Genomic DNA, 26,485 nt, shown 5'->3' on the forward strand with positions numbered 1-26,485 from the left:
ACGGCCCTCGCCGCCCGAGCCGATGTCACACGCCGCGCGGCGCGCGCTCGAACGATTCGAAGGACTCCCGCGCCACGCACAGGGACCAGATGATGAACCCCGAGATGGCGATCATCACGACGGACCAGACGGGGTAGTACGGCAGGGAGAGGAAGTTGGCGATGATGACGAGTCCGGCGATGGCCACGCCGGCGACGCGTGCCCACGTCGCCCCCTGGAACAGCCCCAGGCTGACGATGACAGCGAGCGCGCCCAGGGCGAGGTGGATCCAGCCCCACCCGGTGAGGTCGAACTCGAAGATGTAGTTCTGCGTCGAGACGAAGACGTCGTCCTCGACGATCGCCGCGATGCCTCGCATGATGTCGAGCACTCCGGCGATCATGAGCATGACGGCCGCGAAGGCCATCAGGCCGGTGGCCCACGCCTGCTGGGTCGTGTGCGCGCGTGCGGGTTGTGTGGCAGCCATCCTGTTACCTCTTTCGATGTCGTGCTGTCCGGTTGGTGGTCGTCCGGCGATGTTCAGCGACCGGAGGTGGGGTGTGGCGGGTCGGGTGCTCCATGGGGCCCGAGCCGGTCAGGACCAGTTCTTTCGCCCGGCGGAACTCCTCATCCGTGATGTCGCCGCGGGCGCGGATCTCGGACAGTTTGGCGAGTTCGTCGACGCTGCTGGGCCGTCCTGCGCCGCCCTTGGCGGTGTCGCGGATGTAGCTCTCGAACGCCTCCTGTTGCATGCGCGCCTGCGCGATCTCCCGGCGGCCCATGTTCTTGCCGCGGGCGATCACATAGACGAACACACCCAGGAAGGGCAGGACGACGACCAACACCAGCCAGCCGGCCTTGGCCCAGCCACTCAGGGAGTCGTCACGGAAGATGTCGACGACGATCCGGAAGAGCAGGACGAACCACATGATCCACAGGAAGAACCACAGCAGGGTCCAGAAAGCGCTCAACAGCGGAAAGTCGTACGCGAGGTACGTCTGCGCGCTCATGGTCTCGTCTCCGTCCCGGGCGTGCGTCCGGTAGGCGGTGGGTGCCGTTTCTCAGCGTGCCCACGGCAAGGCCCATGCGCCTCACCCGAGGCGGGTGAGCGTGCCCGCCGCCCACGGTCGGCGGCGGGCGTACCGTGCGGCCTGATCACCGTTCGGCATCTGTCGGCCATGGCTCACGGGGCCCGTCGCCCCGGCTCCCCTGCGGCGGTCGCGGCCGGCTCCGGTCCCGCTGCGGCCGCGAGCACCGCCACGACGGCCAGCACGACCAGGACCAGGCCGAGGACGAGCACCACCGCGCCGACCGTGGGGTGGTTCCAGAGCACGAGTGCCACGGCGCCCGCCCCGATGACGACTCCGGTGATCCACGACCGGTGGGCGTCCAGCCACCGTCCGGTCGAGCCGGTGTGCACCCCGACGCGGTGCAGTCCCCGCCCGGTGGCCGTGGTGCCCCGCTGGGCGAGCGTCCGTACGCCGCGGGCCGCGCGTCCGGGACCGAAAAGGTAAGCGGCCAGTGCCGTGATGACGGCCACGACGAGGAGGGTGCGGGTGCTGTCGCGCAGGAAGCGCACGAACGTGTCGAAGATCACCGCAGCGGCGTCGGGGGGCAGGGCCGACGGTGGGACGGCATCGAGGTAGACCCGTCGTACGACGGCCAGCGCAACAAGCAGCACCACCATCATCACGCCGACGCCGATGGCCGCGATCAGGAGCATCACCCGGTGTGCCGGAGCGGTCCACACGGCGAGGGCGGCGAGCAGGACGGTCAGCACGGGCAGCCAGGTGCCCACGATGTCCAGCAACCGCATCGCGTCCTGGGCCTTGCCCAGTTTCTCCGTCTCGAACAGCGTGACCGTCCGGTCGGTGTCCGGGATGGCGGCGGCCTTGTCGAAGCCCGCGTCGACGAGGCGCTGGCGCACCTCGTCGACGACCGCTCCGAGGTTCAGCTTGACGGCGTCGCCTTCGGCGCGCAGGACACCCTCACGCTCTCCGGTGAGCATGTTCACCACCGCGGCGTGGGCACGCCGGTTGGCGCCCTCCCATGCCTGCTCGAAGGTGTCGCTGGTGACCACTCGGCGGATGACGCGGTCGGCCACGGACCTGACCGCGGAGCGCAGCGGGCCGTCGAGCGCCTCGGCTCCCTGCACCACGCGCGGTGGCGCTCCGGCGTCCGCGAGCGCCTTGGCGAGCGCGTCCGTCACCGCCTCGACGCCCACGTTGTCCACCACGCGGTCGGTCAGCCGGTCGATCAGGGCCTCCTGAACCGCCGGATCCGCTGCCAGCGGCGCGACGGTCTGCACGTACCGGTCGGTGTCGGAGACCTCGTCGTCCACCCAGGCGGCGACCACGGCCGCGGGGCGAGCAGCAGGGCCAGCAGCAGGAGGACGGAGGCACCCACCTGGCGCGCCCACCGGTGGCGTGCCTGCGCTGCTCGGCGCAGACGCTCGTACTCCGCGTGTTCGGCGGCCGTCAGAACTCGGCCCTTTTCCGGAGTTCCGCCGGAGGGGGAAGGCCCGGAGGCGTTGTTCGGGACCATGGCTGCTCCTTGGTCGTGCCTGCTGCCCCGGCAGGCGCAGGCACACTGCCACCAGGTGACGGAGGGGGTGGCCACCACCCGGCCAGGCCCGGCCCGGGGCCGCCTGACTCCGCACCGAGCGGGGTGTCACACAGTCGCGGTGGTTCCGCGCGGTGCCGCGGTGCGCGACCTCCCGAGTGCGGCTCGCCGGGCAAGGGCGACCGCCGTCTCGAACAGGCCGGGCAGCCGGGTCGGCGCGCGAGCCGAAGACGTCATCGCGTCAGCGTCCCGCGCGCCGTCAGCCATGTGGTCACCCACAGCGGGTGATCCGTCGGCGACACCTGGGCGATGAGGTGGGAGCGGACGCGTTCACCGGTGTCCGGCAGACCGAACGAAGAGGGCACGAGATGAGCGATCCCCCGGCTGTCCGGGCGGAGGACACCCGGCCCGGCCAGGGCCCCGGTCGGCGGGCGGCGGCCGTGGCCGTCGCGCGCGTCATGTTCATTGCGGCGGGCCTCGTCACCGCGTACTACCTGCTGCCCCTGGAGCGGAGCGACACGATCGGTGCGGCGGCCGTGCTCGCGTGCGGCCTGCTCGTGGTCGCCCTGGTCTTCTCGTGGGAGGTGTGGGCCATTGTGCGCTCGCCCCACCCCCGTCTGAAGGCCGTCGAGGCCCTGGCCGCCACGCTGACGCTGTATCTGGTGCTGTTCGCCGACGTCTACTACCTGCTGGAGCGTTACCTCCCGGGTTCCTTCAGCGAACCGCTGACCAGGACGGACGCCCTGTACTTCACGCTCACCACGTTCACCACTGTCGGCTACGGCGACATCACCGCCCGCTCTCAGACCGGGCGGGTGGCGACGATGGTGCAGATGGCGGGCGGTCTGCTGCTCGTGGGCGTCGCCGTGCGGGTGCTCGCGGGCGCGGTACGGGCAGGGCTGCGGCGGCAGGGCCGGGAGCCGCCGGAGTAGGACTCCCCGGCAAGAGGACGGCGGCCCAGGAGGTTGAGCCATGACCATACCGAGCGCGTTCACGGCCTCTCTGACACCGGCCGAGAGAGCGGCGTACGGCAGGAACGCGCGCAAACGCGCCTCGCGTTCCTGCCACGGCCGGTTCGAGGCAGGACAGGAACGGCCCGACCCCGTCGAGGTGCTGGAGCGGCAATCGGCCACGCGGGTACCGGAATTGGTTCCGATCCGCTACGGCCGGATGCTCGAGTCCCCCTTCCGCTTCTACCGGGGTGCGGCGGCGGTCATGGCCACGGACCTGGGGCCCGTCCCGGACACCGGTCTGACGGTGCAGCTCTGCGGCGATGCCCACCTGCTGAACTTCCGGCTGCTGGCCTCGCCGGAGCGTCGTCTGGTCTTCGACATCAACGACTTCGACGAGACGCTGGCCGGGCCGTTCGAATGGGACGTCAAACGGCTGGCGGCAAGCTTCGCGATCGCGGGCCGTGCCAACGGTTTCCCGGTCAGGGAACAGGACAGAGCGGTGGAGGCATGCGTGCGGGCGTACCGGCGGCGGATGCGGGAGTTCGCCGGCATGCGCACCCTGGACATCTGGTACGCGCAGGACGACGCCGACCACCTACGGGATCTGCTGGCCGCGTCGATGACCAGGGAGGCCAGGAGCCGTACCGCCGAGGCGATGGCGCGCGCCCGCACCCGTACCCATCTGCAGGCCTTCGCGAAACTCACCCGGGCCACGGCCGAGGGCCGCCGGATCGCACCGGACCCTCCACTGATCACCCCGCTGCGGGACATGATGACCGACCCGTCCGAGCAAGCGCAGGAGAAGCTGCTGCACCGCGTTCTGGAGGGATACGCCCGGACCCTGTCGTCCGAGCGCCGGCACCTGTTGCACCACTACCGTCTGGTGGACATGGCCCGCAAAGTGGTGGGCGTCGGCAGTGTCGGTACCCGCTGCTGGATCCTGCTCCTGCTCGGCAGGGACGACGACGACCCCCTTGTGCTGCAGGCCAAGGAGGCGCAGGAGTCGGTGCTCGCCGCCCACACCGGCGGCGATCACTACGACAACCAGGGCCGCCGGGTGGTGGCCGGTCAGCGGCTGATCCAGACGGCCGGCGACATCTTCCTGGGCTGGACGCACGCCGAGGGCCTCGACGGGCGCGGACGCGACTTCTACGTACGCCAGCTGCGGGACTGGAAGGGCATCGCGCGGCCGGACACCATGAGCCCTGCCCTGCTGTGCCTGTTCGCGCGGCTGTGCGGGGCCTGTCTGGCGCGGGCCCACGCCCGCTCCGGCGACCCCGTCGCCATCGCCGCCTACCTGGGCGCCGGCGACCGCTTCGACCGGGCTCTCGCCGGGTTCGCGCAGGGCTACGCCGACCAGAACGAGCGGGACTTCGAGGCGCTGGGCGCCGCCACCCGCTCAGGAAGGATCAGTGCGGAACGCCTCTGACATGCCGATGCGGCCGCCGCGCGGAGGGATCACTCCGGCACCTGGCGCATCTCCACGATCCGCAACCCCAGCGACTGGCAGCGGGCCAGCAGCCCGTACAGGTGCGCCTCGTCGACGACAGGCCCGTACAGGATGGTCTGACCGGACATCACCACGTGGTCCAGCTCCGGGAATACTTTGGCCAGCACCTCCGACATGTTTCCGTCAATGCGGATCTCATAACGCATGAGCTGCTCTCCCCGGACCGCCAAGGGCAGCCGGACGGCGCCCTTGACTGCGATCGTGCGCCTCGATACGCCTCCCGCCCTCACCCGGTACAGGTGATCCGGCGCCGCCGACGCGGACGACCTCTGTCAGTTGTCAGTGCAGGATGATCTTGAACAGGATGATCAGTAGACCCAGCAGCAGGTTCACCAATGCGGTGACGGCCGTCAGACGCCAGGACGTGCCGGCACGCCGTGCCGCGGCCATCGACCAGCCCACCTGCCCGGCCACGGCCACGGCGAGCGCCAGCCAGAGGGCACCGGGCACGTCCAGGCCGAGCAGCGGACTCACGGCGACGGCGACGGCCGGCGGGATCGCGGCCTTCACGATGGTCCACTCATCCCGGAACGCGTGCAGCACGGCCCGGCGGTCCAGGGTCTGCTGCGCCAGGCGCGCCCCGAACAACTGGGCGTGCACATGCGCGCCCCAGAACACCCCGCCGGTGAGCAACAGCAGCAGCACCAGCTGCACACGTGGAAACGAGCCCAGGTGACCGGCGCCCACGATCACGGAGGCGGCGAGCATGGAGCCGTAGACGCCACCGGTGTAGTCGGCGTGGGCGCGGCGTTCGATTCTGCGCTCCCTGGGCGTGCTCTGCTCTGTCTGGTGCATCGCGGTCTCCCTGCGGACTCAGCGCGTCGAGCCCGGCACCTCGGTCGGGGCACCGGTGGCGGGGGTCTGCGTCCCGCTTCCCCGCCCGGCCGGCAGACGCGGGGTGACCAGGAAACTGGCGAGAGTGATCCCACCGGTGGCGAGGATCGCCGCCTTCAGCCCGTCCAGCTGCGCGGATGCATAGGAGTCCGCGAGGGCGTCGACCTCGGCAGGTGGCAGCCCGGCGCGTTCGGCCGCCGAGCGCACCTGCTCGGTGGGGACGAAGCTGATCCCGGCTTCGAGGGCCACGCCCGTCTGCCGACGGGCTTCCTCCGACAGCCGTGGGTCGCCCTCCACGTACGTGGTGAAGGCGTGGGCCAGGGCGCCGATGAGCAGCGACCCGATGAGTGCGGTGCCCAGCGCGGAGCCCAGGTTCTGGGCGGTGAACTGCAGCCCACCCGCCTCGCTGCGCTCCTCCTCGCCCACGCTGGACTGGACGACGTTGCCCAGCTGCGAGGCCAGCAGGCCCATGCCCACGCCCAGCAGGGCCATGGCTGCGGCGAACTGCGCGTCGTCGATGACCGGGTCGATGGTGGCCAGCAGCCATACAACGGCTGCCGCCAGGGTGCCCAGGGCCAGACGGACCACCCGGCGCGGTCCCGCCACCCGCCCCAGCCGGGAGCCGACTGTGGAGGCGACCAGCATGGTGGCGGACACCGGGAGCAGTCGCAGACCGGTCTGGAAGGCGTCGAAGCCCTGCACCACCTGCAAGTACAGCGGGATGGTGAAGAACAGCCCCAGCAGGATGAGGTTCTGGCTGAGCAACGACAACAGTCCGGAGCGCAGCACGGGTTGACGCAGCAGGGACAGGTGCACCAGGGGATCGGTGCCGTGGGCCTCCCGCCGCCGCTCCCAGTGCGCGAAGCCGGCCAGTACGGCCACTGAGGCACCGATGAGGAACAGCGTCGGAGCGAAGCCCAGGACGGTGAAGGGCGGGTTGCGGGGCCGCACCCAGCCCCAGGTGCCGCTCTGCAGCACCCCGAGCACGCCCAGCCCCAGACCGGCAGCCGAGAGGGCGGCGCCGACACCGTCCAGCCGGGGGCGCCGACCGGTCCGGGGGGACACCGCGATCACACGGTGGAAGCACAGAACGGCCACGACGATCACCACCTCACCGGCAAAAACCAGCCGCCAGGTGAGGTACGTCGTCACCCAGCCGCCCAGCAACGGGCCGACCGCGATCCCCGCCCCGGCCAGTCCGCCGATGACGCCGTAGGCGACGGCCCGGTCCCGCCCCCGGTAGTTCTCGGCGACGAGGGCCGCCATGGCCGGCAGCACCATCGCGGCCCCGAGCCCCTCGATGACCGACCAGCCCAGCGCCAGGACCCACAAGGTGGGGGCCATGGCGGTCAGGGCCGACCCGATGGCGTAGACGACGAGCCCCAGGAAGAACATGCGCCGCCGTCCGAGGATGTCCCCGAACCTGCCGCCCACGATCATGAACGCCGCCATGACCAGCGCGTACAGCGTGATGACGGCCTGGATGGCGGTGACCTCGGTGTCGAAGTCGTCGACCAGTTGGCTGATGGAGACGTTCATGACGGACGTGTCCAGGACCATCAAGAACTGGGCGGTACCCAGGGCGATGAGAGCCCGCCAGTGTGTCACGGTGTCCACCTCGCCGAGTCGGCCCGGGCCACGGCACGGGTATCCCGGGCGGCGCCGGGCAGGCCCGCCGCCGCTCCCATCGCACCCGAAACGCCCACCCGGCACCTCACCCGCCGTGGGGGAGAGCGCCGCAACCGCATGGATCCGCCGCGGCTCAGGGCCGGCGCGCGGTCATCGGCGAGTGGGTCACAGCAGCCCCAGCTCCCGTGCCCGCCGCACCGCGTCGTGGCGCCGATTCACCGCCAGCTTTCGGTAGACGCTCTTGAGGTGGGTCTTCACCGTGTTCACCGACACATACAGATCGGCGGCGATGTCCTCGGTCGACATCATCCGGGCGAGCCGCTGCAGCACTTCGCGCTCACGTCCGCTCAGCCGCTCCACCAGCAGGGGCGCCGGCTCGGCTGCGGGACGGAGCGGCTCGCCTCGTGCCGGGGGGCCCGGCGTGAGCCAGCCGGCCGCCAGTTGCTGCAGCGGTGCCGATGCCAGAAAGGGCCCGAGCCACGGTCCGGCTTCCAGGAAGGGACGGCGCAGCCTCTCGCGCCGGGCTTCCTGGAGCGCCTCGGCCAGCAGCCTGCGGGCGGTGGCGACGTCTCCCGCCGTGTTCGCGGCCTGCGCCCGGACCAGCGTGGCGCGGACGCGCACCGCCGGGCCGACGCGCCCCTCGGCGGCGATGCCGTCGAGTGCGTGGACGGCCTCCAGCCGATCGCCTGCCGCGAGATGCGCCCGTGCCGCGCCCACAGCACACGCCGGCTGCCCTCCGGCCACCTGCCGCAGCACCTCGGCGGCCGCGTCCGGGCGGCCTTCGGCCAGGTGGGCGGCCGAGGCGACCAGGGCGGCGTGGCCTTCCGCCCAGGGCGAGGCGACGTCGGCCGAGACGGCCGGATCCGCGGCCGCCAGCGCGGCGCGCGCCTTGCCCCGGGCCAGGAGCAGCCGGGCCGTCACGACGGCCCGGCCCGCAGCCGTCACCGGGTCCCGTGTCACCGCGTCGGGCGTCTGGTCGAGGAGTGCCTGCGCCCGGCCCAGTTCGTCCCGGTCGACGGCCACCGCGGCCAGGACCAGCCGTCCGAGTCCGGAGCCGCACGGCTGGGGCAGGCTGAACCGTTCTGCCTCACTCGTCGCCGCACAGGCGTTGCGCTCCGCCCTGCTCGGCCACCCGTCGAGGTAGTCGATCAGCGCCAGGTGCCCCAGGGACTCTTCCCGAGCAATCGCCGTGGAGGCACCGCCGGGGCTGCCGGCCACCGCGGTGAGGGCGGCTCGCGCCTCGTCGAAGCGCCCGGCCCACAGCTGCGTGGAGGCCAGATGGGTCAGCAGCAGAGCGGGAAGTTCCGGGTGCCGGTCCAGCAGATGGGCGGGGACTTCCCGCTGCAGCTCCCGGGCCGCTGCCGCGGCCTGCTCCGCCCGGCGAGGGGATCCGGCCAGCCGGGCCGCCAGGACCTCGAGCAGGGCGCAGCTCAGCCGGGCCGCCGCGGGCCCGGAAGCGTCCAGCTGCTGCTCGGCATGGTGGAGGTGGGCCAGACCGCGCTCGAGGTCGTGCCGGGACAGCTCGCAAGCCGCGCGGAGCAGGTCCGTCGCGGGGCTCGTCGCCTCAGGTCCCATGCCGGCGAGCAGGTCGGCCAGGTCGTCGGAGCAGAGGCGGGTGAGCAGCTGTCCGATCGCCAGGTCGTCGACCAGGGCACGGGCGGTGAACTCCCAGTCTCCCGCGGCGGCGCCGTGGGTCAGCATCTCCGGCAGCCACCCGGACCGCCGCAGCCACTGCGCGGCCCGTCGGTGCAGTTCCGGCTCCAGGCCGGGACAGCGCTCCCGCAGATGGGCCCGGAGTATTTCCCGGAACAGTGGATGGAGGCGGTACCAGCCGTGTCCGAGGTCCTCGACGAACGCGTTCTCGCGGTGCAGGCCGGCGAGGACGGGCTCGGCATCGGTCCGATCGGTCAGCGCGTTCGCCAGGTCGGCGCAGAAGCGGTCCAGGACACTGACGCGCAGCAGGAGGTCCTGGGTGTGCGGCGTCTGCCGCTTGAGCACCTCGGCCAGCAGGAAGTCGGCGACCGTGCTGTGGCCCGCCTCGAACTCCTTCAGATAGACCTCCGGGTCCGGGCTCTCCTGCGCGGCCAGGGCGCACAGCCGAAGGCCGGCCGCCCAGCCCCGGGTGCGGTCCACCAGAGCACGCGCCGCCGGCACGGAGAGGTGCAGTCCATGGAGCTCCAGCAGCGCGACCGCCTCCTGAGGGGTGAAGGCCAGCTCGGCGTTCCTTATCTCGGTCATCGTGCCGGCCGCCCGGTACCGGTGCAGCGGCAACAGCGGCTCGGTGCGGGTGACGAGGACCAGGCGCAGTGCCGGCCCGGCGTGGTGCAGGACGAACTCCAGCTGTTCCGCGATCTCCGGGGCGATCACGCGGTCGTACTCGTCGAGCACCACGATCACGATCCGGTCGCTGCCACTGAGCTGCGCGGCGAGCCGGGTGAGGAACGTGTGGTTCACCTCGCCCGCGTCGACGGGGAAGCCGGTCTCGCCGGGCACCGTCACACCGCCGGCGCGCAGGGCCTGGAGCAGATGGGCCCAGAACATCACCGGGCCCTGGACCGCCGCGTCGAGGGTGAGCCAGGCGACCGGCCGCCCGAGGCCCGCGGCCCAGTCGGCGACCAGCAGGGTCTTGCCCGCACCGGCGGCACCGTTGACCACCGTCAGGGGTGTCAGCAGGGCCTGATCGAGGTGATCGGCCAGCCGTTCGCGCCGCAGGAACGTGACGGGTCTCGCCGGCACGGCGAACCGTGTCCGCAGAAACGGGTCTCCCAGCGGATCGACGTACGGAATGGCAGGTCCGTGCGGGGTTTCGTCGCTCACTGCCACGACGTTCACCACCCCTGTCTGCGGGGGACTGCTCTCTCCCACCAGCATCACAGTCTTCCCCCGTACGAGCGCGCCGCACAGGGCCGAGGGTCCCTGCCTCAGTCGTCCCGCCGGGAGGCGCCCCGGGTGGGTCGGCCGCTCGTGGGAGCCGGTCGTGAGCGGTGTTCGAGGTACCGACGGCCGAGGACCGCTCCGAGGTGGATGACCACGCCCACCGCCACCAGCCAGGACAGGATGATCATGACGACGCCGATGGGGCCGTACCTCTGCTCGTTGGCCACGATCGCCGCGGAGAAGTAGAAGGCGGAGAAAACCCCGAGGCCCGCCCAGCAGACACCGGTGGCGAGGGCCGACGGGAAAAGGGTGCGCCACCGGACGGCTCCCGCCAGGAGCACATGCATGCTCCACCACCAGAAGAACGTCGCCACAACCAGGCCGCACAGGCTCTGGAGCAGCGGCCCGCCGACGGCTCTGCCGATCGCTGCCTGCGCCGCAGCGTACGCGAGCAGTGTCGCGAGCCAGTAGAGCCGTGCTGCGATGTCCCGCCATCCCCGGACCGGGACGCTGAAAACCATCTGGTACCAGCTCTGCAGGACGCCGGCGACCGCGACGGCCCCGAGAACCAGCAGGAATGCGCTCGGTACCGTGAGGGTGGCCGGACCATGGCCGGGCACGAAGAGGGACGCCACGGCCTGGGCCGCCTGCTTGTTCAGTCCCAGCCAGTTGGCGACCACTGCAGCGGCGTCACGGCCGGCCGCGGCAGTGACGACGATGAGGAAGGGGAAGAAGCACAGCAGGGCGAGTGCGGCCAGTTGGAACGAGTGGCCGAAGAAGTCGACCGCGGTGAGCTGACTCCACAGCCTGCCTGCCTCGCCGGTTCTCAGGCGTTGGGCTGCCGCCCAGCGCCTCGGATCCAGGGACATCCGCTGCACAGGCTTGCCCCCGCGCCGCCCGCGCGGGCCGGGGGACGTCCCGCGGCCTGCCATGGAATCAAGTCAACCTGCTTCCCGGTGCGTCCGCACCAGGCCGACAGGTACTTGGGTGAACGGATGACGTCGGCTGGACGCCGGGTCGTCCGCCGACGAGCGGAAAACAGTGTGATGACAAGAATCACACTGTCTTGAGTAGTCACTGTGCTTGGCGGAGCATCTGGCAAGGCCACACCACGACGGTGAAGAACCGTCGGCGGATGACCGCTCAGGCTCTGTGCAGGGCGATCAACTGATCGTGCACTGCCCGGTTCTGGGCCGCTCGGTCAGCCGACGACAGCGATGATCATCGTGCTGCACAGGCCGAGCATCATCACGGTGATGAGAGTTGCCGCCAGGTATGCGCTCCGGCGCAGCTGTGTACAGCGCTTGGCGTGGTGATCTTCCACCGCGGTGATGTGCTCGGTGATGTGCTGCGTCATCATCCGGCACACCCGGACCTGCTCTTCCACGTACCACCGCTCGATCTCGGCTTTCTGTCTCTCGCTCAGCCCGGCGACCCGTGCGGCGAATGTGGCCGCACGACTTTGAGCGGTACGGCGGTGGGCTTCCCAGAACAGGAATCCTTCAATGTCGGTCAGGCCGCGTGCGGCCTCATCGCTGGCGTCCACAAGGCCCTCCAGGCGGGTGAGGAATTGTCGATCTGCACCGCGGCGCAAGGCGCATCACAACAGGCCGTTCGGACGTGGAAGCAGACCGACGGAACACATGTTGTGACCAGCCACGGATGCCCACGCATGAACGATGCATGACGACAACGCGTCGACTCTCTCCCCGCGCGGAGCACCGGATCAATACCGAAATTCAGCATATCTCCCTGGTGGAAGCGGCAGAGAGTGGGGGGGGCACCGCCGAGTCCGATCCTCCTGGCCGAGATCCCTTGTGCCGGCCCGGCACACATCGTCTTCTGACATCACACGTTATGAAACACACTTTTTCCGTACTACTATGCCTGCGGTTCCGCCCAGGCCGAGAACCACGACCCCCCTTCTGCGTCCGCCCAACCGCACGAGTCCCCCCGTGCTTTGGCTCGGCTGACCGTGCGGATACGGCTTTCGGACGGGGCGTCCGGCCCGCGCGGCACGTTCCCACTCTTCACATCAGAAAGATTCGGATGCGAATCAAAGACGTGAGCATGATGCTCGCCGGCTCCACCCTGATCGCCACGCTGGCGGCCTCCCCTGCCGTCGCGGACAGCTCCGCCCCTCCCGCCCCGGACACCGCTGCGGTGCGCTCCGTTCAGAAGACGGCCGTAGCACAGGGCGCGCCCGGAGCGCTCACCCGGATCGACGATGGCTTCAGGAGCTACCACATCGTCACCGGGGAGGCGAACACCGCCACCCACACCAAGATGGACACCGGCCGCAGGTTCCGGGTGGGCAGCGTCAGCAAGACCTTCACCACCGTGGTGCTGATGCAGCTCGCCGCCGAAGGGCGCGTGGACCTCGACGCCCCTGCCAACAACTACCTGCCCAAGTCGTTGCCCGACGACCGCATCACCCTGCGGCACCTGCTCAGCCACCGCAGCGGCCTGTACGACTACACCAACGACATGTTCTACTACACCGTTCCGGGCTTCGAGTCGGTCCGGAACAAGGTGTTCAGCTACCAGGAGCTCATCGATCTGTCGACCGCCCGCCCTCTGAACAACGCACCGGGCGCGGCCTACAGCTACTCCAACACCAACTTCGTCGTGCTGGGGCAGCTCATCGAGAGCATCACCGGCACGCCCATGGCCACCCACTACCAGCAGCGCATCTTCGGTCCCCTGCGGCTGAGGAACACCTCCTACGTCCACCCGCAGACAACCATCGCCGGCTCCTATGCCCGCGGTTACCTCCGTCAGGACGACACCACCCTGCCACTGGTCGACTCCACCGAGCAGACCGTCTCGTGGGGGCAGTCCGCAGGTGCGGTCATCTCCAACGCAGCAGATCTGAACCGCTTCTTCTCTTCGCTCGTCTCCGGGAAGCTCCTCCCCGCCGAGCAGCTGGAGCAGATGATGACCATGGTTCCGGTCAACGCGGACGGCAGCCAGTCCTACGGCCTGGGTCTGCGCGCCAGGAAGCTGTCCTGCGGCACCACGGTCTACGGCCACACCGGCACCGTGCAGGGCTACTACACCTACGCCTTCACCACCGCCGACGGCACCCGAAGCATGACCTCCCTGGCGAACACCTCCAACAACGGAACCGTCAACGCGACACTCGGTGCGACGCTGGAGGCCACGTTCTGCGGAGCCACCGGCACAAAGGCTGCATCCCCCTCCGGATCCGACACGAACGGATTCACCGAGGACATCGCCCCCCAGGTCGTCCGCCGCTGAGTCAGCCCTCCACCCATGACGGCCCGGTGCGACGTGAGGCTCGCTGTGCGCGGCTTCCCCACCGGGCCGTCCCGTCGCTGCCGCCTTCGCCCGATCGAAGGAATGGTTCTCGGGCTTGTGGTGGTACGGCAGCACCTGTCACACCGTCGCGGCGATGCTGGTCTTACTTGTCGTCCCCTCCGGGCGGGGACGGTTCGGTCGACTACAAGGAGAGAACCTTGACGGTTCGGTCCAAGGAATTCAACTTCGGTATGCCGTGGGAGTCTCTTTACGGGTTCAGCCAGGCCGTGCAGGCCGGCGACACGCTCTACATCTCCGGGCAGTTGTCGCACGACATGACCGGGGCCTTCGTCGGGGCGGGCGACTTCGAGCTCCAGGTGAGGACGACTCTCGACAACCTCGACCGGGTGCTGGAGCACTTCGGCGCCACCCGCGACCAGATCGTCGAGACCACCGTCCTCGTCAGGAACCTTCGGGAGCACTTCGACACGGTCGCCCGTCTGCACGCCGCGTACTGCGGCGACCACCGGCCCACCAGCACCGTCATGGGGGTCTCCGACCTTGCGCTGCCCGACCAGCTCGTCGAGATCGGCGCGGTCGTCCGCCTCGACGTGACGCACCAGTGACCTCAGTGGTCGGCGCAGCAGGGGGTCGGGGCCGGGACCTCGAACGGGACGAGTGTGCCGCCCGCCGCCGGCATGACGGCCAGGACCAGCTCGCCGTTCTGCCACTGCGGGCGTATGTGATCCCGGGTGACGACAGAGGTTTCCGCCGCGGTTTCCGAACCGGCGCCCAGGACCGTCACGCGGTCGATCGCGGAGCCGGACAGCAGCTCCGCGATCGTCAGCGTGCCGGTGAGGGCTTCCGAGCCGGGGTAGAGGACCGCACGGCCGGCCTCGTCGGGGGCGCCGTCCGTCACCTCGTACCCCTTGGCCGTCAGCCACTCGCGGGCCGCGTCCAGGACCTCCTGCGACTCGACCGCGAAGGAGAGGGCCACCCGCGGCCGGTCCCCCCGCACCAGGTGCGTACAGCCGAACGTGCCCTCAGGGAGGGCGAGTTCGGCCGCGAGCGTCAGGAGCAGGTGATCGGCCGCGCGCAGGTCCTGCGTCCCCGCGTCCACCGTGAGGACGTACGGCGTCACGACGGCAGGACCCACACCGGGTTCGAGTAGAACCACAGGTCCGCCCACGGGTCGGCGTCACCGACGACGTCCAGAGCCGGGCCGCCCGGGTCCACGGCCGCGCCCATCGGGCCGACGGCGGTGCGGTTGCCGTCCGTGCCGCGCAGGCGGACGTAGACGGGGCGGTCGACCTGGCCGAGCTCGTAGCTGAGCCGGACGGTGCCGGTGGACTTGTTCACCTCGTACGACTTGACGACCCTGGCCGTCGGCGCGGTGAAGGTGTCCTTGTCGGCGACCTCGCCGGTGACATCGCCCTGGATGACGTCGACGCGGGCCAACTGCGGGACGAAACCGGCCCAGTTGGGGCCGCCGGCCAGGGCCACGTCCACGGTCAGCGTGACCTTCGTGCCCTTGCGGACGTGCAGCGCGCCGCCCAGCGTCGCCCAGCGGCTGCCGCCGGACACCCGGACGTCGAGGCCGCTGATCAGCTGGCCGTGGTCGACCCAGATGCGGCCCGCGCGGATGCCGTCCATCACGGCGGCGTAGGAGAAGCCGTCCGCACCGACGTGGGTGCGGCTGTAGTAGCCGGGCCAGTAGTCGCCCTGGGTGAGGTCGATCTTGCCGCCGTAGACCGGGTCCTCGTACTTGCCGTTGGCGTTGTAGTCGCTGTTCGGGCCGCGCATCGCGGTGTCGGCGTAGACCTGGTGGGAGTCGGAGTTGGCGGTGATCCACCACGGCTTGCCCTCGGCGAGAAGGCTGTCCCACAGGCCGCCGACGGTGGAGGTCATCCAGTCGAAGCCGCCCCAGGTGCGGTAGGACTCCAGGGGGTAGCCGGGGAAGGAGTTGGCGCTGGGGTTGTTGTCGTAGATGCCGCGGGCCCGGGCCATGCCGAGCGGCGCCGGGATGCCGGCGGCCTGGTGGCCGGGCGCGCCCTCGAAGCCGACGGCGATCTGGTGGCTCGCGGGGGTCGCGTCGCGCCAGGCGCGTATCTCGTGCGGGGAGTCGACACCGCGCCGCGCCGGGTGGTTGGCGAGCATCAGCGCGTCCTTGACCTTGCGCCGCCGCACCTGGTCGGAGAGGAAGGCCAGACCTGCGACGGCGAGCGCCTCGTTGGCGGGCGTGGAGTCGGAGGCGCCCTTGACGCTGCCGTCGTAATCGGTTTCGAACTGCTTGAGGACGGAGACCTCGTTCTTGCCGGGGTGCACAAAGACCGTGCCGTGCTCGGCGGCCGGGATGTTCCACTCCAGGCCCTGGAAGACGAGGGTGTCCTCGTACGCGGAGCGAGCCTCCCGGATGTCCGGGTTGACCTTCTCCACACCGATCTTGGCGTGCGTGGCGTTGCCGTGGTCGGTGATGACCAGCCAGTCCATGCCGTGCTTGGCGCCCTGACGGACCTGGTCGACGACGCGGTACTTGCCGTCGTTGCTGTACTGGGTGTGGATGTGGTGGTCGCCGGCCAGCCACAGGAAGCCCTTCCTGCGGCTGCCCGAGGAGGCGGCGTGCGCGGCGGCCTGCGGGGCGAGAACGCTCCCGGCGGCCAGGCCCGCGCCGAGGAGACCGGCGCGGCGCAGCAGCGAACGGCGTGACTGCTGCTCGGGGTTCAGCGCCTCGTCGGGCACGGAGGTGTCGAAGGCGGCGGGGAGCGCCGCGTGCTCGTGGTCATGGTCGTGGTGGTGGTGATGCCCGGGTCCGTGACTGTGGCCGTGCCCCATGATGCGCCTCTCTCACTCCACCGCTGTCTTCTGCGGTGGCCGCCTCCAACGGCACTGCTGCGCCGCGTGAGGAGAATCGAGGCAGAAGATGAACATTGAACGACCGCGGGGTGTGCGGTGGGCGACGCGGGCGCGGCGGCTCATACCGGCATGCACAGTTTCCTCAACTCCCCTTGTACGTCACTCTGGTTGGGCTGGAACCTGAGCACCATTCAACTCTCTTTCGCCTCCCCCACCGGAGACACCCCCCATGAGAAGACTCCTCGGCGCCCTCGCCGCCGGCGCGCTCGCCCTCACCGGCCTCACCGCCACCACCACCCCCGCCCAGGCGGCCACCACCACCGGCACCTTCAACGTCCTGACGTACAACATCGCGGGTCTGCCCCTGGGCCTCGGCGACAGCGACCCGGAGACCAACACCCCGCTGATCGGGCAGCGGCTCGGCGGGTACGACATCGTCAACGTCCAGGAGGACTTCAACTACCACGCCTCCCTCTACGCCAACGACACCCACCCGTACCGCACCGCGACCAGCGGCGGCGCCGGGATCGGCGACGGCCTCAACACCCTCTCCGACCACACCTTCGAGGACTTCCAGCGCGTCGACTGGAACGACTGCACCAACGCCGACTGCCTCACCCCGAAGGGCTTCACCCTCGCCCGCGTCCGCCTCGCCGAGGGCGTCTTCGTGGACCTCTACAACGTCCACACCAACGCCGACGTGACCGACGCGGCCCTCGCCGCCCGCCGCGCCAACATCGAGCAGCTGTCGGACTTCATCCAGGCCAACTCCGCGGGCAACGCCGTGATCGTCATGGGCGACACCAACACGCGGTACACGCGCGCGGGCGACAACATCCGCACCCTCGTCAGCGAGAACGGCCTCAAGGACCCGTGGGTCGACCTGGTCAAGGACGGTACGCCGCCCGCGCAGGGCAGCGACGCACTGGTCTGCGACGCGGCGGCGCCGACGAACGACTGCGAGGTCGTCGACAAGGTCCTCTACCGCGGCAGCGACCTCGTCACCCTCGACGCCACCCGCTACCACAACGAGTGGGCGTCCTTCCTCCGCTCCGACGGCGAGCATCTCTCCGACCACTTCCCGCACACGGTCGACTTCTCCTACACCGTCAACCCGTCCCTGAAGGCGAGCGACTTCTTCGGCGGCCCGCACGGCACGGCCTTCAACGACGCGGACGACCTGCCGGCGGCCCCGTCACCCCGCACGCTGACCCTGCGCGGCGGCTCCCGCCTGGACGCGGTGTCGCTGACGCACGACGGCGGCAGGGTCCTGTCCCACGGCGGTACGGGCGGCACGGCGACGTCCCTGACCCTGGCCTCCGGCGAGCACCTCACCTCGGTGAAGCTGACGCAGGGCCAGAAGGACGGCCGTACGCGGCTCTTCTCCGCGGCATTCACAACGGACAAGGGCCGCACCCTGTCGGCCGGTACGGCGACGACGGCCACCAAGAGCTTCACGGCCCCGTCCGGCTGGCAGATCGTCGGCTTCACCGGCCGCTCCGGCGACGAGATCGACAAGCTCGGCGTGCTGTACGCGCCGATCAACTGATCGGCCGGGGCAGGGTTCGCCCTGGTCGTCGAGGCCCATGACGACCAGGGCGAACCGGATTGTGACGAGGTCACCGCTCACTCACTGTGCAGCGCCTCCGAAACCGTCAACCGCCCCGCCCTCCGCGCCGGAACGAACGCCCCCAGCACCGCGATCGCGAGCCCCGCGAGGGCGAGGAGGCTCAGCGCAGGGACCTGCCAGACGTCCGTCATGTACGACGGCAGGGTGAGATCCACCGCCTCCGCCATCCGCGGGACGACCACCTGGTGGCCCACCACGCCCAGCGGGATGCCGAGCAGAGAGCCGAGTGCGCCGAGCACCGCCATCGACGTCACCGTCATCACCGTGACCTGCCGGGGCGTCATGCCGATGGACTTCAGCATGCCCAAGTCCCTTCGTCGATCATGGGTGTTGAGGACGACACTGTTGAAGACTCCGAGGGACGCGACCACGGCGAGCATCAGGGTGAGCACCGAGGCCGAGCCGACGATGGTCTGTGTGATGGAGTTGGAGCCGTGGACTGTCGGGCTGATTCCGGCGTCGGCGGCCCTGGCCGCGCGGACGTAGGCCGCCGGGTCGGCTCCGTCGCGGAGCTTCACGTGGTAGGCGATGGGCTTCTCGTGCGGGGACAGGGCCGTCATCGTGGACCAGTCGGCGACGATCTGCCGGGCGTTGCTCTCCATGAACTCCCCGACGACGACCGCCGTTTCGTCCCGGTCGCCCTTCTCCAGGACGAGCCGGTCGTCGACCCGCAGGCCGTTCTGGCGCAGGAAGGCCGATCCGGCCACGATCTCGCCGGTGCCGCGCATCCAGCGGCCCTCGGTGAGTACGCCGCCCAGCTGGAGACGGTCACCACGACGGCCCTCGAGCTCGACCTCGTGTGCCGAGCCCGCCACGCGCACGTCGGTGTTCGCCCGGGCGGTGACCTCGAGCGCGCCGGGCAACGAGCCCAACAGCGACTGAAGTTCTAGGTCGTCGTGCTCCGGCTTGATCTCCTTGCCGTCCTTGACGTTGAAGGCGTACGCCGTGACCTGGAAAGCATCCTGGCCCGCGTTCCCGAACCGGGTCATCGTGGTGGCCAGGCCCGTCGCGAACGTCACCGTGGTCACGCCGAGGACCACGGCGGCGAGCGTGAGGGCGCTGCGGCCCGGCCGGGCGAACGGCAGACCCATCCCCAGGCTCACCGAGCGCGGCAGCCTGCTGCTCGCCAGCCGGCGCTGGATGCCGAGGGCCCGCCCGGCGCGCGGTGCGGTGCCCGCGCTGATCGCCCGCGCCGCCGACAGGCGGTGTGCGCGCACGGCGGGGGCGAGCGCGGCAAGGAGGCACACGGCGGGCATGCCGAGCAGGGCCACGGCGTTCACCCAGGGCGCGATGGACGCACTGCCGTGGAACACCCCGGCGTCGGGCCCCATGAACACGAACTCGAAGAAGGGCTGCGCCAGCAGATTGCCGAGGGCCGTGCCGAGCGCGCAGCCGAGGACCGCCGGGACGGAGATCATCGTGAGGTAGACGGCGACCACCTGCCCCGGCGTGAACCCGATGGCCTTGAGCACGCCGATGTGCCGGAAGCCGGAGATCACCGCGCCGCTGACCACGTTGCCGATGATGAGCACGGCCACCGCGATGCCGAGGATGCCGAAGGCCATCAGGTAGGGGGTGTACGCCCGGGCCGAACCGCCCACCTGGTGCTTGAGCGCGAGATACGACCGTGAGGCGGTCAGCGCGTCCGCCGGGAGCCCTCCGGTCACCGTGGCCAGCTGTCCGCGCAGCCGTTCCTCCGACGACGCGTCCGCGAAGCGGAAGAGCACCTGCGTGGTCGTCGGGTGCAGGGCTGCGATCTGGTCGGGCGCGACCCAGGCGTCCGAGGTCCGGCTCAGGTCGAAGGCGAAGCCGACGACGGTCAGGGTCGGGCCCTGCGGCACGTGGATCTTCTTGCCCAGGTCGTCCGGGGTCCAGCCGGGATCCCGGTTCAGGACGACCTCGCCGGAGCGGGTGGCCCAGCGGCCCGCCCACAGGTCGAGCCGGTCCACGGGGCCGTCGGGGTCGGCGCGGCCGACGACCGTGATCTCGCTGCCGAGGCCGAAGTTCATGCCCCCGTCGCCCGGCAGTTCGACCGTGGCCTGGGCGAAGGGCCCGGCGGCGGCCTCGACACCGGGCCCCCGGACCGCCCGCGTCAACTGCGCGTCCGACACCTTGTCGGGGTCGAATGCGGCGACGACATGCGGGCCGCGCTGCTTTCCGAAGGCCTTGTCGAAGGGGGCGGAGGCCGCGTCGAGCAGGCCGAGGGCCACCACCATCGCGGCCGTGGACGTCAGCGTGACCAGGGCGATGACGAGGGTCTGCAGCCTGCGTCGCCGTACCGCGGCGCGGGCCGCATGCCATACCGCCCTCATGCGGACGGCTCCAGGGTGTGATCGCCGGTCACCCGGCCGTCGGCGACTTCGACCAGCCGGCTGGCGCAGCGCCGGGCGAGGTGCTCGTCGTGGGTGACGAGGATCAGCGTCTGGCCGATCTGGTTGAGGTCGAGGAGCAGGTCCATCACCTGCTCGCCGGACCGGCTGTCCAGGGCACCGGTCGGCTCGTCGGCCAGCAGCAGGGCGGGGCGGTTCATCAATGCCCGTGCCACGGCGACGCGTTGCCGCTCGCCACCGCTGAGCACCGCCGGGTAGGCGTGGCGCCGGTCGATGATGCCGAGTTCCTCGAAGAGCTCCAGCGCGCGGCGCCGGGCCTGCCGGGCGGGTGTGCCGGTCAGCTGCGCGGCGAGCGCGACGTTGTCGAGCGCCGACAGGTCGTCGATGAGGTTGAAGAACTGGAAGATCATGCCGATCCGGCGCCGCCGGTACAGGGCGAGCCCCTTCTCGCTCAACTCGCCCACGTTCTCGCCGTGTACGACGACCGTGCCGCCCGTCGGACGGTCCAGACCGGCGATCATGTTGAGCAGGGTGGACTTGCCGCACCCCGAAGGTCCCATCACCGCGACGGCCTCCCCGGCCCGGATCTGCAGCGACACCCCGTCCAACGCGGTCGTCTCGCCGTACTCCTTGCGCACACCGTCGAGCCGAACGACGGCGGCGGCCTCTCCCCTACTGCCCTCAATGACCATGCACAGGACGCTAAGAGGCGGACCCGTGCCTGAACATCCCTCCCCGGATGGCACATCGGCCGCGCATCGTCCTGGAGATGCAGGCCCCTGCATCCACAGGCCGATGCGGATCCGGTGGTCGTCTGCCAAGGTGAACGCGTGTGGGAGTGGGAGTCGAACGGGTTGTGGGCGGCGCTGGGGGTGGTGTGTGCGGCGGTGGCCGGGCTGACGGTGGCGCTGGTGCGGATGCGGCGCCGCTGGCAGGCGGCCGTCGGGGAACGCGGCTGGCTCCTCGAACGCGAGCGGGAGAGCGCGGCCCGGGCCGCGATCGCGGCCGAACGCGACCGTATCGCCCGCGAGTTGCACGACATCGTCAGCCACAACGTCAGCCTCATGGTGGTGCAGGCCGGCGCCGCCCGTGAGGTGCTGGGCACGATGCCGGACGAGGCGGCGACGGCCCTGCGGGCCGTGGAGGACGCCGGCCGGGGCGCGATGACGGATCTACGGCATCTGCTGGGCCTGTTGGCACCGTCGCAGAGCGGCGAGGACGCGGAGGAAGAGGATGGCGAGGGTTCTGGTGTCGGCACCGCACCCGATCTCTCACCCCAGCCCGGCCTCGACCGCCTCGGCGCGCTCGTCGACCGGATCTCGTTCGCCGGGCTGCCCGTCGAGGTGCGGATCTCAGGGGAGCCGCGCCCGCTGCCACAGGGGATCGACGTGACCGCGTACCGGATCGTCCAGGAGGCGCTGACCAACGCGCTCAGGCACGGCGACGGCGGCAAGGCGGAGGTCACCGTGCGGTACGCGGACCACGCGCTGCGCGTGGAGGTGCTGAACACCGGCCCGAGCGTGCTGACCGGCGACGCGCACACCCAGCCGTCACCGAAGCGCCACCGTGAGGGCACGGGCCGCGGCCTGCTGGGCCTGCGGGAGCGGGTCGCGGTCTACGGCGGCGACCTGGACGCCCGTCGCCGCCTGGGCGGGGGCTACCGGGTCCGGGCGCGCATTCCCCTGGACCGCCCATGAGGACGCCGGAAGCCGACCGAGGCCCCCGTGTCCTCGTGGTCGACGACCAGACACTGATCCGGACCGGCTTCCGGCTGATCCTGACCGCCCGCGGCATCGAGGTGGTGGGCGAGGCGGCCGACGGGGCGGAGGCGGTGGCGCTGGCACGCGAACTCGCTCCGGACGTCGTGCTGATGGACATCCGCATGCCCACCATGGACGGCCTGGAGGCCACCAGCCGTATCCTCGAACAGGCCCCGGACTGCCGGGTGTTGATGCTGACCACCTTCGACCTGGACCGCTACGTCTACCAGGCCCTGTCGATCGGCGCGAGCGGCTTCCTGCTGAAGGACGTCACGCCGGAGCACCTGGCGGCGGCGGTACGCCTGGTGAACACGGGCGACGCCCTGCTGGCCCCCTCGATCACCCGCCGTCTGGTGGAACGCTTCGCCACGGAGCCCCCGGTCCACTCACCGGTCACACACACCGACCTGGCGCCCCTGACACCCCGCGAACTGGAGGTCCTGACCCTCCTGGGCCGCGGCCTGTCCAATACCGAACTGGCCGACCGGCTCACCCTGAGCGAGGCCACGGTGAAATCCCACGTGGCCCGCATCTTCGCCAAGCTCGCCCTGCGGGACCGCGCCCAGGCCGTGGTGCTGGCGTACGAGACCGGACTGGTCAGACCGGGCGACTCGAACGCCAGGAGCTCCCCAGAACAATGAGGCGTAGTTGCGGGGGCCGAGGCGGCTTCCGGCGGGGAGCCGCCTCGGCCCGGCCGGACGGCTCAGCCGCAGGAGCCGGAGATCCACCGGTGGGAACGCAGCTTGTACGTGCCCGCCAGGTTTCCGCCGTGCTGCTGGCGCGTGCAGCCCTTACGGTTCACATAATTGGCGCCGCTGTAATAGGCCACACCGGTCGCGCTGGACGTGCCGGCGTTGAACACCGACTTGACATTGTGGGTCGCGGACCAGGAACAACGGATGCTCCCGCCCTGCCAGTCGGGGTCGGCCACGTCCCATTGGCATTTGGAGCCGGTGAAATTGGACCCGGTCCAGAAGCAGACGTATCCGCTGGGACAGCTCACCGCGGCTCGCGCGAGATCGTCCCTGCTCACAGTCGGGGTATTGGTACCAGCGTGGGCGCTCGGAGCGGCCAGTGCCGTCGCCGCGGCGACGGCCGTCCCGACGGCCATCACTCGAATTCGATTCGACTTCAATATTCGCGATTTCACCTTTCCCCCTTTCTCGTGGAAAACGCCGTCCGGCGCAGCAAGCGACGATATAAGCACCGCCATTCCACCCCAAGAAGGAAATGCGCCACACATTTCCGTCCGCCGGCCCGCACCTCACCCCGTGTCCCGGGACCGGGCCGTCGACGCCCTGCACGCGGCGCCGGAGCACTGGCTCGCTCAGCCGTAGGTGTCCCGTCTCGCTGAAGTTGAGGCAGGGCAGCGCTCTGACCTGGGGTGCCTCAGGCAGAACGAGACGTCGGGTGTTCGTCGGGTCTCGCTCAACCTGAGGCTTTCCGTCACGATTCCGTGGGCTTGTCGGCGGGGTCCTTCTGGTACAGCAGGACGTAGCGGCCCACCACGGCATCGAAGCGCTCCGTGGTGTCGAAGTCGTCGAGTTCGGTGACCTCGAAGTCGAGGCTTCCGTCGAAGGCTTCGTTCCGTGCCCTGCGGCGGGCCTTCTCCGTGGCCGCAGGATCGCGGTCGATGCCCAGGACCCGGCCGCGCGGCCCCACGATCCCGGCGGCCAGCATGGAGACATCACCCATCCCTGAACCGAGGTCCAGGACGGACATGCCGGGCCTCAGACCGCCCAGGCGCAGGAACCGATCCGTCGAGGAACGCAGGATCCGTCCCTGCGTGGGACGCGAACCAGAGACGCGTCGACGGTAGGAAAGCCGGTACCACCCTCGCACCCCCAAGAAGGGGAGAAAGCCGGTCGTGCCCGCGGCGCAATGCCGTGCCAAGGGTCTCGTCCACCCGACCATTGTGTCCGCCGTGCAGCCGTTGTGCCTGGTACTGGCAGTCCTACCGTCGCAGAGGGCACTGGTTGTCCTCTCGTCACGGGCCGAGAGTGGACGCATGACTACAACATTCATCACCGGAGCCAACAAGTCCCTCGGGTATGAGACCGCCCGCCGCTTGATCGAGGCCGGCCACACCGTCCTCATCGGCGCTCGTGATCCAGAGCGCGGTCAGGCGGCCGCCGACGCACTCGGTGCCCGTTTCGTCCAGATCGATGTGACGGATGACGCGTCGGTGGCTGCGGCCGCCGCCGACATCGCGGCTCGCGAGGGCGGCATCGACGTCCTGATCAACAACGCCGGTGTCTTCGGGACGCACAGCCCCGCCGACCAGATCACGGCCGCGGACGCGTCCGCGGTGTTCGAGGTCAACGTCGTGGGGATCGTCCGGGTGACGCACGCGTTCCTGCCTCTGCTGCGCAAGTCCGCGAGCCCGGTCATCGTCAATGTCTCCAGCGGCATGGGGTCGTTCGCGGCCACCCACGACGCCGAGCGCGTCGAGTCGAGGAACCTCGCGCCGCTCTACACGGCATCGAAGGCTGCCGTGACCATGCTGACCACGCAGTACGCGAAGTCCTGGCCGGAGGTGAAGGTGAACGCGGCCGACCCGGGCTACACCGCGACCGACTTCAACGGGCACAGCGGCCCGCAGACGGTGACCGAGGGGACCGACGCGATCGTCGAACTCGCCACCATCGGGGTGGACGGGCCGACCGGGACCTTCCGGGACCGTCACGGTGAGATGGCCTGGTGATCCACCTCTGAATCCGGGGCGTGCCCGGCACGGACGAGGACGGCCGGAGTGCGGCTGCAAGGCAGTAGGTCGCGATCCGGCCCCTCGGGGTCGTCCCCCGCCCCGGATGTGGTCGGTGCGGCGGCGAGCCGGTCGCGTTCCGTATCAACACGGACTGCTGGCTGAGCTAGGGCTGACGGTGTGCGAAGAGGATCGCCCCTGGAGCGCTCTCGTCGAGGTCGAGGAGCATGTGGGCCTCGACCGTGAAGCCAGCATCGTGTAGCCAGGTCGTCACTTGGTCAGGCTGGCGGCGGTGGACGTAAACGTTCATCGGGTGACCACCGTAGCCCTGCGTCTTCAGCCTCGACTCGTCACCGACATGGAAGCCGAGCAGCAGTGGTCCGCCAGGGCGTAGCACCCGGTAGAAGTGGCTGAAGACCGTGGGCACGGCATCGTCGGGGACGTGTATCAACGACCAGAAGGCGAGCAGGCCGGCAAGGGCCTCGCCGGCCTGGACGAGCACCAGGTCCACCGCCACACCCCCTGGCTGCGCTGGGTGACCCTCGCGATGCTCGCCCACGCCTTCCTGGCCGTCATCCGCGCCGACGAGCACCGCGAACACCCCGCCCCCACCGGACTCATCGCCCTCACCTGCAACGAAATACAGCGACTATTCGCCCTGCCCGCCGCATCCCCGAACGGCCAGCGCGACCATCGCCTGCGCTGGTCCTTATGGCGTCGCCGACACCAGGCCCGCGCCCGCGACTGCCACTGCCGCCGACGCGAGGCCACAACATGAAGATCCACAACTGCGGATGGAGTATTAATTGACCGACCTCAGAAGCAACCGACCGAAGTCAGCGCGGCCCGAGGGGCCCCTCAGGCCGCCGTTAGTGCCGCCAGGGCGCGGTCCATCGCGGCGTTGAACTCTTCCGGCGTCAGCGGCAGCCGGGACTTGACGTCCCGACTCCACTGGTCGGCGAGGACCTCGGCGGAGCCCGCCTCGACACCGTCGAGCGCCGCGTCGGCCAGGTCCGACGGCGCGATCTTGTCCACGGGCCAGCCCGCGGCCATGTCGGTGTCGGCCAGGCCGAGGTGCACCGCCGTCACGAGCGTGCCCTGCTCGGCGAGCTCCAGGCGGACGCCGTTGGTCATGGCCCAGGCGGCGGCCTTGGTCAGGTGGTAGGCGCCTGCGCCCTTGCCCCCGAACCACGACATGGCGGAGAGGACGTTGACGATCGCGCCCCCGCCGTTCCTGGCGAGCGCCGGCGCGAACTCCCGGATCATTCCCAGGTGGCCGAACACGTTGGTCTCCATCTCGTGTCGCACCGCGTCCAGCGAACCGGTCACCAGGTCGGTCCCCGTCTGGATCCCCGCGTTGTTGACGAGCAGCGAGACGTCCGGGGCGGCCTCGGCGGCGGCCCTCACGGATGCGGGATCGGCGATGTCGAGGGGCAGCGCCTCGACCCCGGGCAGGTCCACGGTCTCCGGTCGGCGGGCCGTCGCGTAGACCTTGCGGGCGCCCCGTTCGAGCAGGCGCTGGGCGAAGGCACGGCCCAGGCCGCGGTTGGCTCCGGTGACAAGGGCAACTGAGTTGTTGATATCCATGTCCAGTACGCTAAAA

Annotated in this window: 24 protein-coding genes and 2 pseudogenes; 9 read left to right on the top strand and 17 right to left on the bottom strand. The window is 70.4% G+C overall.

Translation table 11 applies throughout. The features are described from left to right. Nucleotides 1-25 precede the first annotated feature (25 nt). The 4 genes and pseudogenes from StrepF001_RS32135 to StrepF001_RS49690 all read right to left on the bottom strand — a co-directional run bounded on the left by StrepF001_RS32135 (nucleotide 26) and on the right by StrepF001_RS49690 (nucleotide 2,906). Nucleotides 26-466: a hypothetical protein gene (locus tag StrepF001_RS32135; protein ID WP_129801704.1), complete on the bottom strand. Its 441-nt coding sequence runs from the start codon at nucleotides 464-466 to the stop codon at nucleotides 26-28. A 4-nt stretch (nucleotides 467-470) separates the two neighbouring features. Continuing rightward, nucleotides 471-989, bottom strand: a complete 519-nt coding sequence (locus StrepF001_RS32140; protein WP_129801706.1) for an SHOCT domain-containing protein — start codon at nucleotides 987-989, stop codon at nucleotides 471-473. Nucleotides 990-1,162: 173 nt separating this feature from the next. Beyond that, nucleotides 1,163-2,523, bottom strand: a pseudogene (locus StrepF001_RS32145) (hypothetical protein). Nucleotides 2,524-2,774: 251 nt separating this feature from the next. Then, complete coding sequence (locus StrepF001_RS49690; RefSeq protein ID WP_276322858.1) at nucleotides 2,775-2,906, bottom strand: hypothetical protein; 132 nt, start codon at nucleotides 2,904-2,906, stop codon at nucleotides 2,775-2,777. Between the two features lie 3 nt (nucleotides 2,907-2,909). On the opposite strand from StrepF001_RS49690, the gene StrepF001_RS32150 reads away from it, so the two are divergent. Further along, a complete protein-coding gene (locus StrepF001_RS32150; RefSeq protein ID WP_240797776.1) occupies nucleotides 2,910-3,473 on the top strand; it encodes a potassium channel family protein in 564 nt (187 codons plus the stop codon). 40 nt (nucleotides 3,474-3,513) lie between these two features. Next, a complete protein-coding gene (locus StrepF001_RS32155; protein WP_129801707.1) occupies nucleotides 3,514-4,923 on the top strand; it encodes a DUF2252 domain-containing protein in 1,410 nt (469 codons plus the stop codon). A 29-nt stretch (nucleotides 4,924-4,952) separates the two neighbouring features. Here the strand turns inward: StrepF001_RS32155 and StrepF001_RS32160 are convergent, their stop codons facing one another. The 6 genes from StrepF001_RS32160 to StrepF001_RS32185 all read right to left on the bottom strand — a co-directional run bounded on the left by StrepF001_RS32160 (nucleotide 4,953) and on the right by StrepF001_RS32185 (nucleotide 11,890). Beyond that, nucleotides 4,953-5,150 carry a hypothetical protein gene (locus StrepF001_RS32160; RefSeq protein WP_129801708.1) on the bottom strand — a complete coding sequence of 66 codons (198 nt, stop codon included), beginning with the start codon at nucleotides 5,148-5,150 and terminating at the stop codon, nucleotides 4,953-4,955. Nucleotides 5,151-5,283: 133 nt separating this feature from the next. Beyond that, on the bottom strand, nucleotides 5,284-5,799 hold the full coding sequence (locus StrepF001_RS32165; protein ID WP_129801709.1) for a hypothetical protein: 516 nt from the start codon (nucleotides 5,797-5,799) through the stop codon (nucleotides 5,284-5,286). Nucleotides 5,800-5,817: 18 nt separating this feature from the next. Beyond that, the gene (locus StrepF001_RS32170; protein WP_129801710.1) at nucleotides 5,818-7,446 is read right to left on the bottom strand and encodes an MFS transporter; all 1,629 of its coding nucleotides are present in this window, start codon (nucleotides 7,444-7,446) and stop codon (nucleotides 5,818-5,820) included. A 186-nt stretch (nucleotides 7,447-7,632) separates the two neighbouring features. Next, nucleotides 7,633-10,338 carry a LuxR C-terminal-related transcriptional regulator gene (locus tag StrepF001_RS32175; protein WP_129801711.1) on the bottom strand — a complete coding sequence of 902 codons (2,706 nt, stop codon included), beginning with the start codon at nucleotides 10,336-10,338 and terminating at the stop codon, nucleotides 7,633-7,635. 50 nt (nucleotides 10,339-10,388) lie between these two features. Next, entirely contained in the window at nucleotides 10,389-11,213 is an 825-nt protein-coding gene (locus StrepF001_RS32180; protein ID WP_206307006.1) for a ribonuclease BN, read from the bottom strand. Nucleotides 11,214-11,545: 332 nt separating this feature from the next. Then, nucleotides 11,546-11,890: a hypothetical protein gene (locus StrepF001_RS32185; protein WP_129801712.1), complete on the bottom strand. Its 345-nt coding sequence runs from the start codon at nucleotides 11,888-11,890 to the stop codon at nucleotides 11,546-11,548. A gap of 503 nt (nucleotides 11,891-12,393) precedes the next feature. Here StrepF001_RS32185 and StrepF001_RS32190 point away from each other — a divergent pair. Together StrepF001_RS32190 and StrepF001_RS32195 are read left to right on the top strand one after the other, a co-directional pair. Next, nucleotides 12,394-13,605 (top strand): serine hydrolase domain-containing protein, encoded by a 1,212-nt coding sequence (locus StrepF001_RS32190; RefSeq protein ID WP_129801713.1) that lies wholly within the window; start codon nucleotides 12,394-12,396, stop codon nucleotides 13,603-13,605. 218 nt (nucleotides 13,606-13,823) lie between these two features. After that, a complete protein-coding gene (locus StrepF001_RS32195; RefSeq protein ID WP_129801714.1) occupies nucleotides 13,824-14,231 on the top strand; it encodes a RidA family protein in 408 nt (135 codons plus the stop codon). A gap of 2 nt (nucleotides 14,232-14,233) precedes the next feature. On the opposite strand, the gene StrepF001_RS32200 is transcribed toward StrepF001_RS32195, so the two are convergent. Together StrepF001_RS32200 and StrepF001_RS32205 are read right to left on the bottom strand one after the other, a co-directional pair. Then, a complete protein-coding gene (locus tag StrepF001_RS32200; RefSeq protein ID WP_129801715.1) occupies nucleotides 14,234-14,746 on the bottom strand; it encodes a hypothetical protein in 513 nt (170 codons plus the stop codon). Next, entirely contained in the window at nucleotides 14,743-16,437 is a 1,695-nt protein-coding gene (locus StrepF001_RS32205) for a PHP domain-containing protein (RefSeq protein WP_129801716.1), read from the bottom strand. Before StrepF001_RS32205 ends, StrepF001_RS32200 begins: the two co-directional genes overlap by 4 nt. 250 nt (nucleotides 16,438-16,687) lie before the next feature. Here StrepF001_RS32205 and StrepF001_RS32210 point away from each other — a divergent pair, with 250 nt between their 5' ends. Beyond that, nucleotides 16,688-18,007 carry a jacalin-like lectin gene (locus tag StrepF001_RS32210; RefSeq protein ID WP_129801717.1) on the top strand — a complete coding sequence of 440 codons (1,320 nt, stop codon included), beginning with the start codon at nucleotides 16,688-16,690 and terminating at the stop codon, nucleotides 18,005-18,007. A gap of 77 nt (nucleotides 18,008-18,084) precedes the next feature. Here StrepF001_RS32210 and StrepF001_RS32215 read toward each other — a convergent pair whose 3' ends face one another. Both StrepF001_RS32215 and StrepF001_RS32220 read right to left on the bottom strand, forming a co-directional pair. Beyond that, the gene (locus tag StrepF001_RS32215) at nucleotides 18,085-20,400 is read right to left on the bottom strand and encodes an FtsX-like permease family protein (protein ID WP_129801718.1); all 2,316 of its coding nucleotides are present in this window, start codon (nucleotides 20,398-20,400) and stop codon (nucleotides 18,085-18,087) included. Beyond that, entirely contained in the window at nucleotides 20,397-21,110 is a 714-nt protein-coding gene (locus tag StrepF001_RS32220; protein WP_129801719.1) for an ABC transporter ATP-binding protein, read from the bottom strand. The genes StrepF001_RS32215 and StrepF001_RS32220 overlap by 4 nt, the downstream gene beginning before the upstream one ends. Nucleotides 21,111-21,248: 138 nt before the next feature. Between StrepF001_RS32220 and StrepF001_RS32225 the strand changes: the two genes are divergently transcribed. Together StrepF001_RS32225 and StrepF001_RS32230 are read left to right on the top strand one after the other, a co-directional pair. After that, nucleotides 21,249-22,115, top strand: coding sequence for a histidine kinase (locus StrepF001_RS32225; protein ID WP_206307007.1), 867 nt, complete (start codon nucleotides 21,249-21,251; stop codon nucleotides 22,113-22,115). Beyond that, nucleotides 22,112-22,819, top strand: coding sequence for a response regulator transcription factor (locus StrepF001_RS32230; protein WP_129801720.1), 708 nt, complete (start codon nucleotides 22,112-22,114; stop codon nucleotides 22,817-22,819). The genes StrepF001_RS32225 and StrepF001_RS32230 overlap by 4 nt, the downstream gene beginning before the upstream one ends. 62 nt (nucleotides 22,820-22,881) lie before the next feature. Here StrepF001_RS32230 and StrepF001_RS32235 read toward each other — a convergent pair whose 3' ends face one another. Together StrepF001_RS32235 and StrepF001_RS49695 are read right to left on the bottom strand one after the other, a co-directional pair. After that, nucleotides 22,882-23,391: a peptidase inhibitor family I36 protein gene (locus tag StrepF001_RS32235; RefSeq protein WP_240797777.1), complete on the bottom strand. Its 510-nt coding sequence runs from the start codon at nucleotides 23,389-23,391 to the stop codon at nucleotides 22,882-22,884. A 233-nt stretch (nucleotides 23,392-23,624) separates the two neighbouring features. Further along, nucleotides 23,625-24,275: a methyltransferase domain-containing protein gene (locus StrepF001_RS49695; RefSeq protein WP_346656973.1), complete on the bottom strand. Its 651-nt coding sequence runs from the start codon at nucleotides 24,273-24,275 to the stop codon at nucleotides 23,625-23,627. Here StrepF001_RS49695 and StrepF001_RS32245 point away from each other — a divergent pair. Next, the gene (locus StrepF001_RS32245; RefSeq protein ID WP_129801721.1) at nucleotides 24,187-24,882 is read left to right on the top strand and encodes an SDR family NAD(P)-dependent oxidoreductase; all 696 of its coding nucleotides are present in this window, start codon (nucleotides 24,187-24,189) and stop codon (nucleotides 24,880-24,882) included. The genes StrepF001_RS49695 and StrepF001_RS32245 overlap by 89 nt on opposite strands. A 466-nt stretch (nucleotides 24,883-25,348) precedes the next feature. Continuing rightward, a pseudogene (locus StrepF001_RS48585) lies at nucleotides 25,349-25,660 on the top strand (IS701 family transposase); the annotation flags it as partial. A gap of 80 nt (nucleotides 25,661-25,740) precedes the next feature. On the opposite strand, the gene StrepF001_RS32260 reads toward StrepF001_RS48585, so the two are convergent. After that, nucleotides 25,741-26,469, bottom strand: a complete 729-nt coding sequence (locus StrepF001_RS32260) for an SDR family oxidoreductase (RefSeq protein WP_129801722.1) — start codon at nucleotides 26,467-26,469, stop codon at nucleotides 25,741-25,743. Nucleotides 26,470-26,485: the final 16 nt, after the last annotated feature.

It is taken from the genome of Streptomyces sp. F001, assembly GCF_004187715.1.
GTDB lineage: Bacteria > Actinomycetota > Actinomycetes > Streptomycetales > Streptomycetaceae > Streptomyces > Streptomyces flavusporus.

What these genes read in the sequence shown, in the direction of transcription:
- StrepF001_RS32140 (WP_129801706.1), bottom strand. Translation starts at nt 989, where the DNA reads ATGAGCGCGCAGACGTACCTCGCGTACGACTTTCCGCTGTTGAGCGCT.
- StrepF001_RS32215 (WP_129801718.1), bottom strand. Translation starts at nt 20,400, where the DNA reads ATGAGGGCGGTATGGCATGCGGCCCGCGCCGCGGTACGGCGACGCAGG.
- StrepF001_RS32220 (WP_129801719.1), bottom strand. Translation starts at nt 21,110, where the DNA reads ATGGTCATTGAGGGCAGTAGGGGAGAGGCCGCCGCCGTCGTTCGGCTC.
- StrepF001_RS32165 (WP_129801709.1), bottom strand. Translation starts at nt 5,799, where the DNA reads ATGCACCAGACAGAGCAGAGCACGCCCAGGGAGCGCAGAATCGAACGC.
- StrepF001_RS32160 (WP_129801708.1), bottom strand. Translation starts at nt 5,150, where the DNA reads ATGCGTTATGAGATCCGCATTGACGGAAACATGTCGGAGGTGCTGGCC.
- StrepF001_RS32205 (WP_129801716.1), bottom strand. Translation starts at nt 16,437, where the DNA reads ATGGGGCACGGCCACAGTCACGGACCCGGGCATCACCACCACCACGAC.
- StrepF001_RS32150 (WP_240797776.1), top strand. Translation starts at nt 2,910, where the DNA reads ATGAGCGATCCCCCGGCTGTCCGGGCGGAGGACACCCGGCCCGGCCAG.
- StrepF001_RS32190 (WP_129801713.1), top strand. Translation starts at nt 12,394, where the DNA reads ATGCGAATCAAAGACGTGAGCATGATGCTCGCCGGCTCCACCCTGATC.
- StrepF001_RS32155 (WP_129801707.1), top strand. Translation starts at nt 3,514, where the DNA reads ATGACCATACCGAGCGCGTTCACGGCCTCTCTGACACCGGCCGAGAGA.
- StrepF001_RS32230 (WP_129801720.1), top strand. Translation starts at nt 22,112, where the DNA reads ATGAGGACGCCGGAAGCCGACCGAGGCCCCCGTGTCCTCGTGGTCGAC.
- StrepF001_RS49695 (WP_346656973.1), bottom strand. Translation starts at nt 24,275, where the DNA reads ATGAGGACGGTGTGGCCGGCCTCGATCAAGCGGCGGGCGGTCTCATAC.
- StrepF001_RS32245 (WP_129801721.1), top strand. Translation starts at nt 24,187, where the DNA reads ATGACTACAACATTCATCACCGGAGCCAACAAGTCCCTCGGGTATGAG.
- StrepF001_RS32210 (WP_129801717.1), top strand. Translation starts at nt 16,688, where the DNA reads ATGAGAAGACTCCTCGGCGCCCTCGCCGCCGGCGCGCTCGCCCTCACC.
- StrepF001_RS32260 (WP_129801722.1), bottom strand. Translation starts at nt 26,469, where the DNA reads ATGGATATCAACAACTCAGTTGCCCTTGTCACCGGAGCCAACCGCGGC.
- StrepF001_RS32180 (WP_206307006.1), bottom strand. Translation starts at nt 11,213, where the DNA reads ATGTCCCTGGATCCGAGGCGCTGGGCGGCAGCCCAACGCCTGAGAACC.
- StrepF001_RS32135 (WP_129801704.1), bottom strand. Translation starts at nt 466, where the DNA reads ATGGCTGCCACACAACCCGCACGCGCGCACACGACCCAGCAGGCGTGG.
- StrepF001_RS32235 (WP_240797777.1), bottom strand. Translation starts at nt 23,391, where the DNA reads ATGGCGGTGCTTATATCGTCGCTTGCTGCGCCGGACGGCGTTTTCCAC.
- StrepF001_RS32175 (WP_129801711.1), bottom strand. Translation starts at nt 10,338, where the DNA reads ATGCTGGTGGGAGAGAGCAGTCCCCCGCAGACAGGGGTGGTGAACGTC.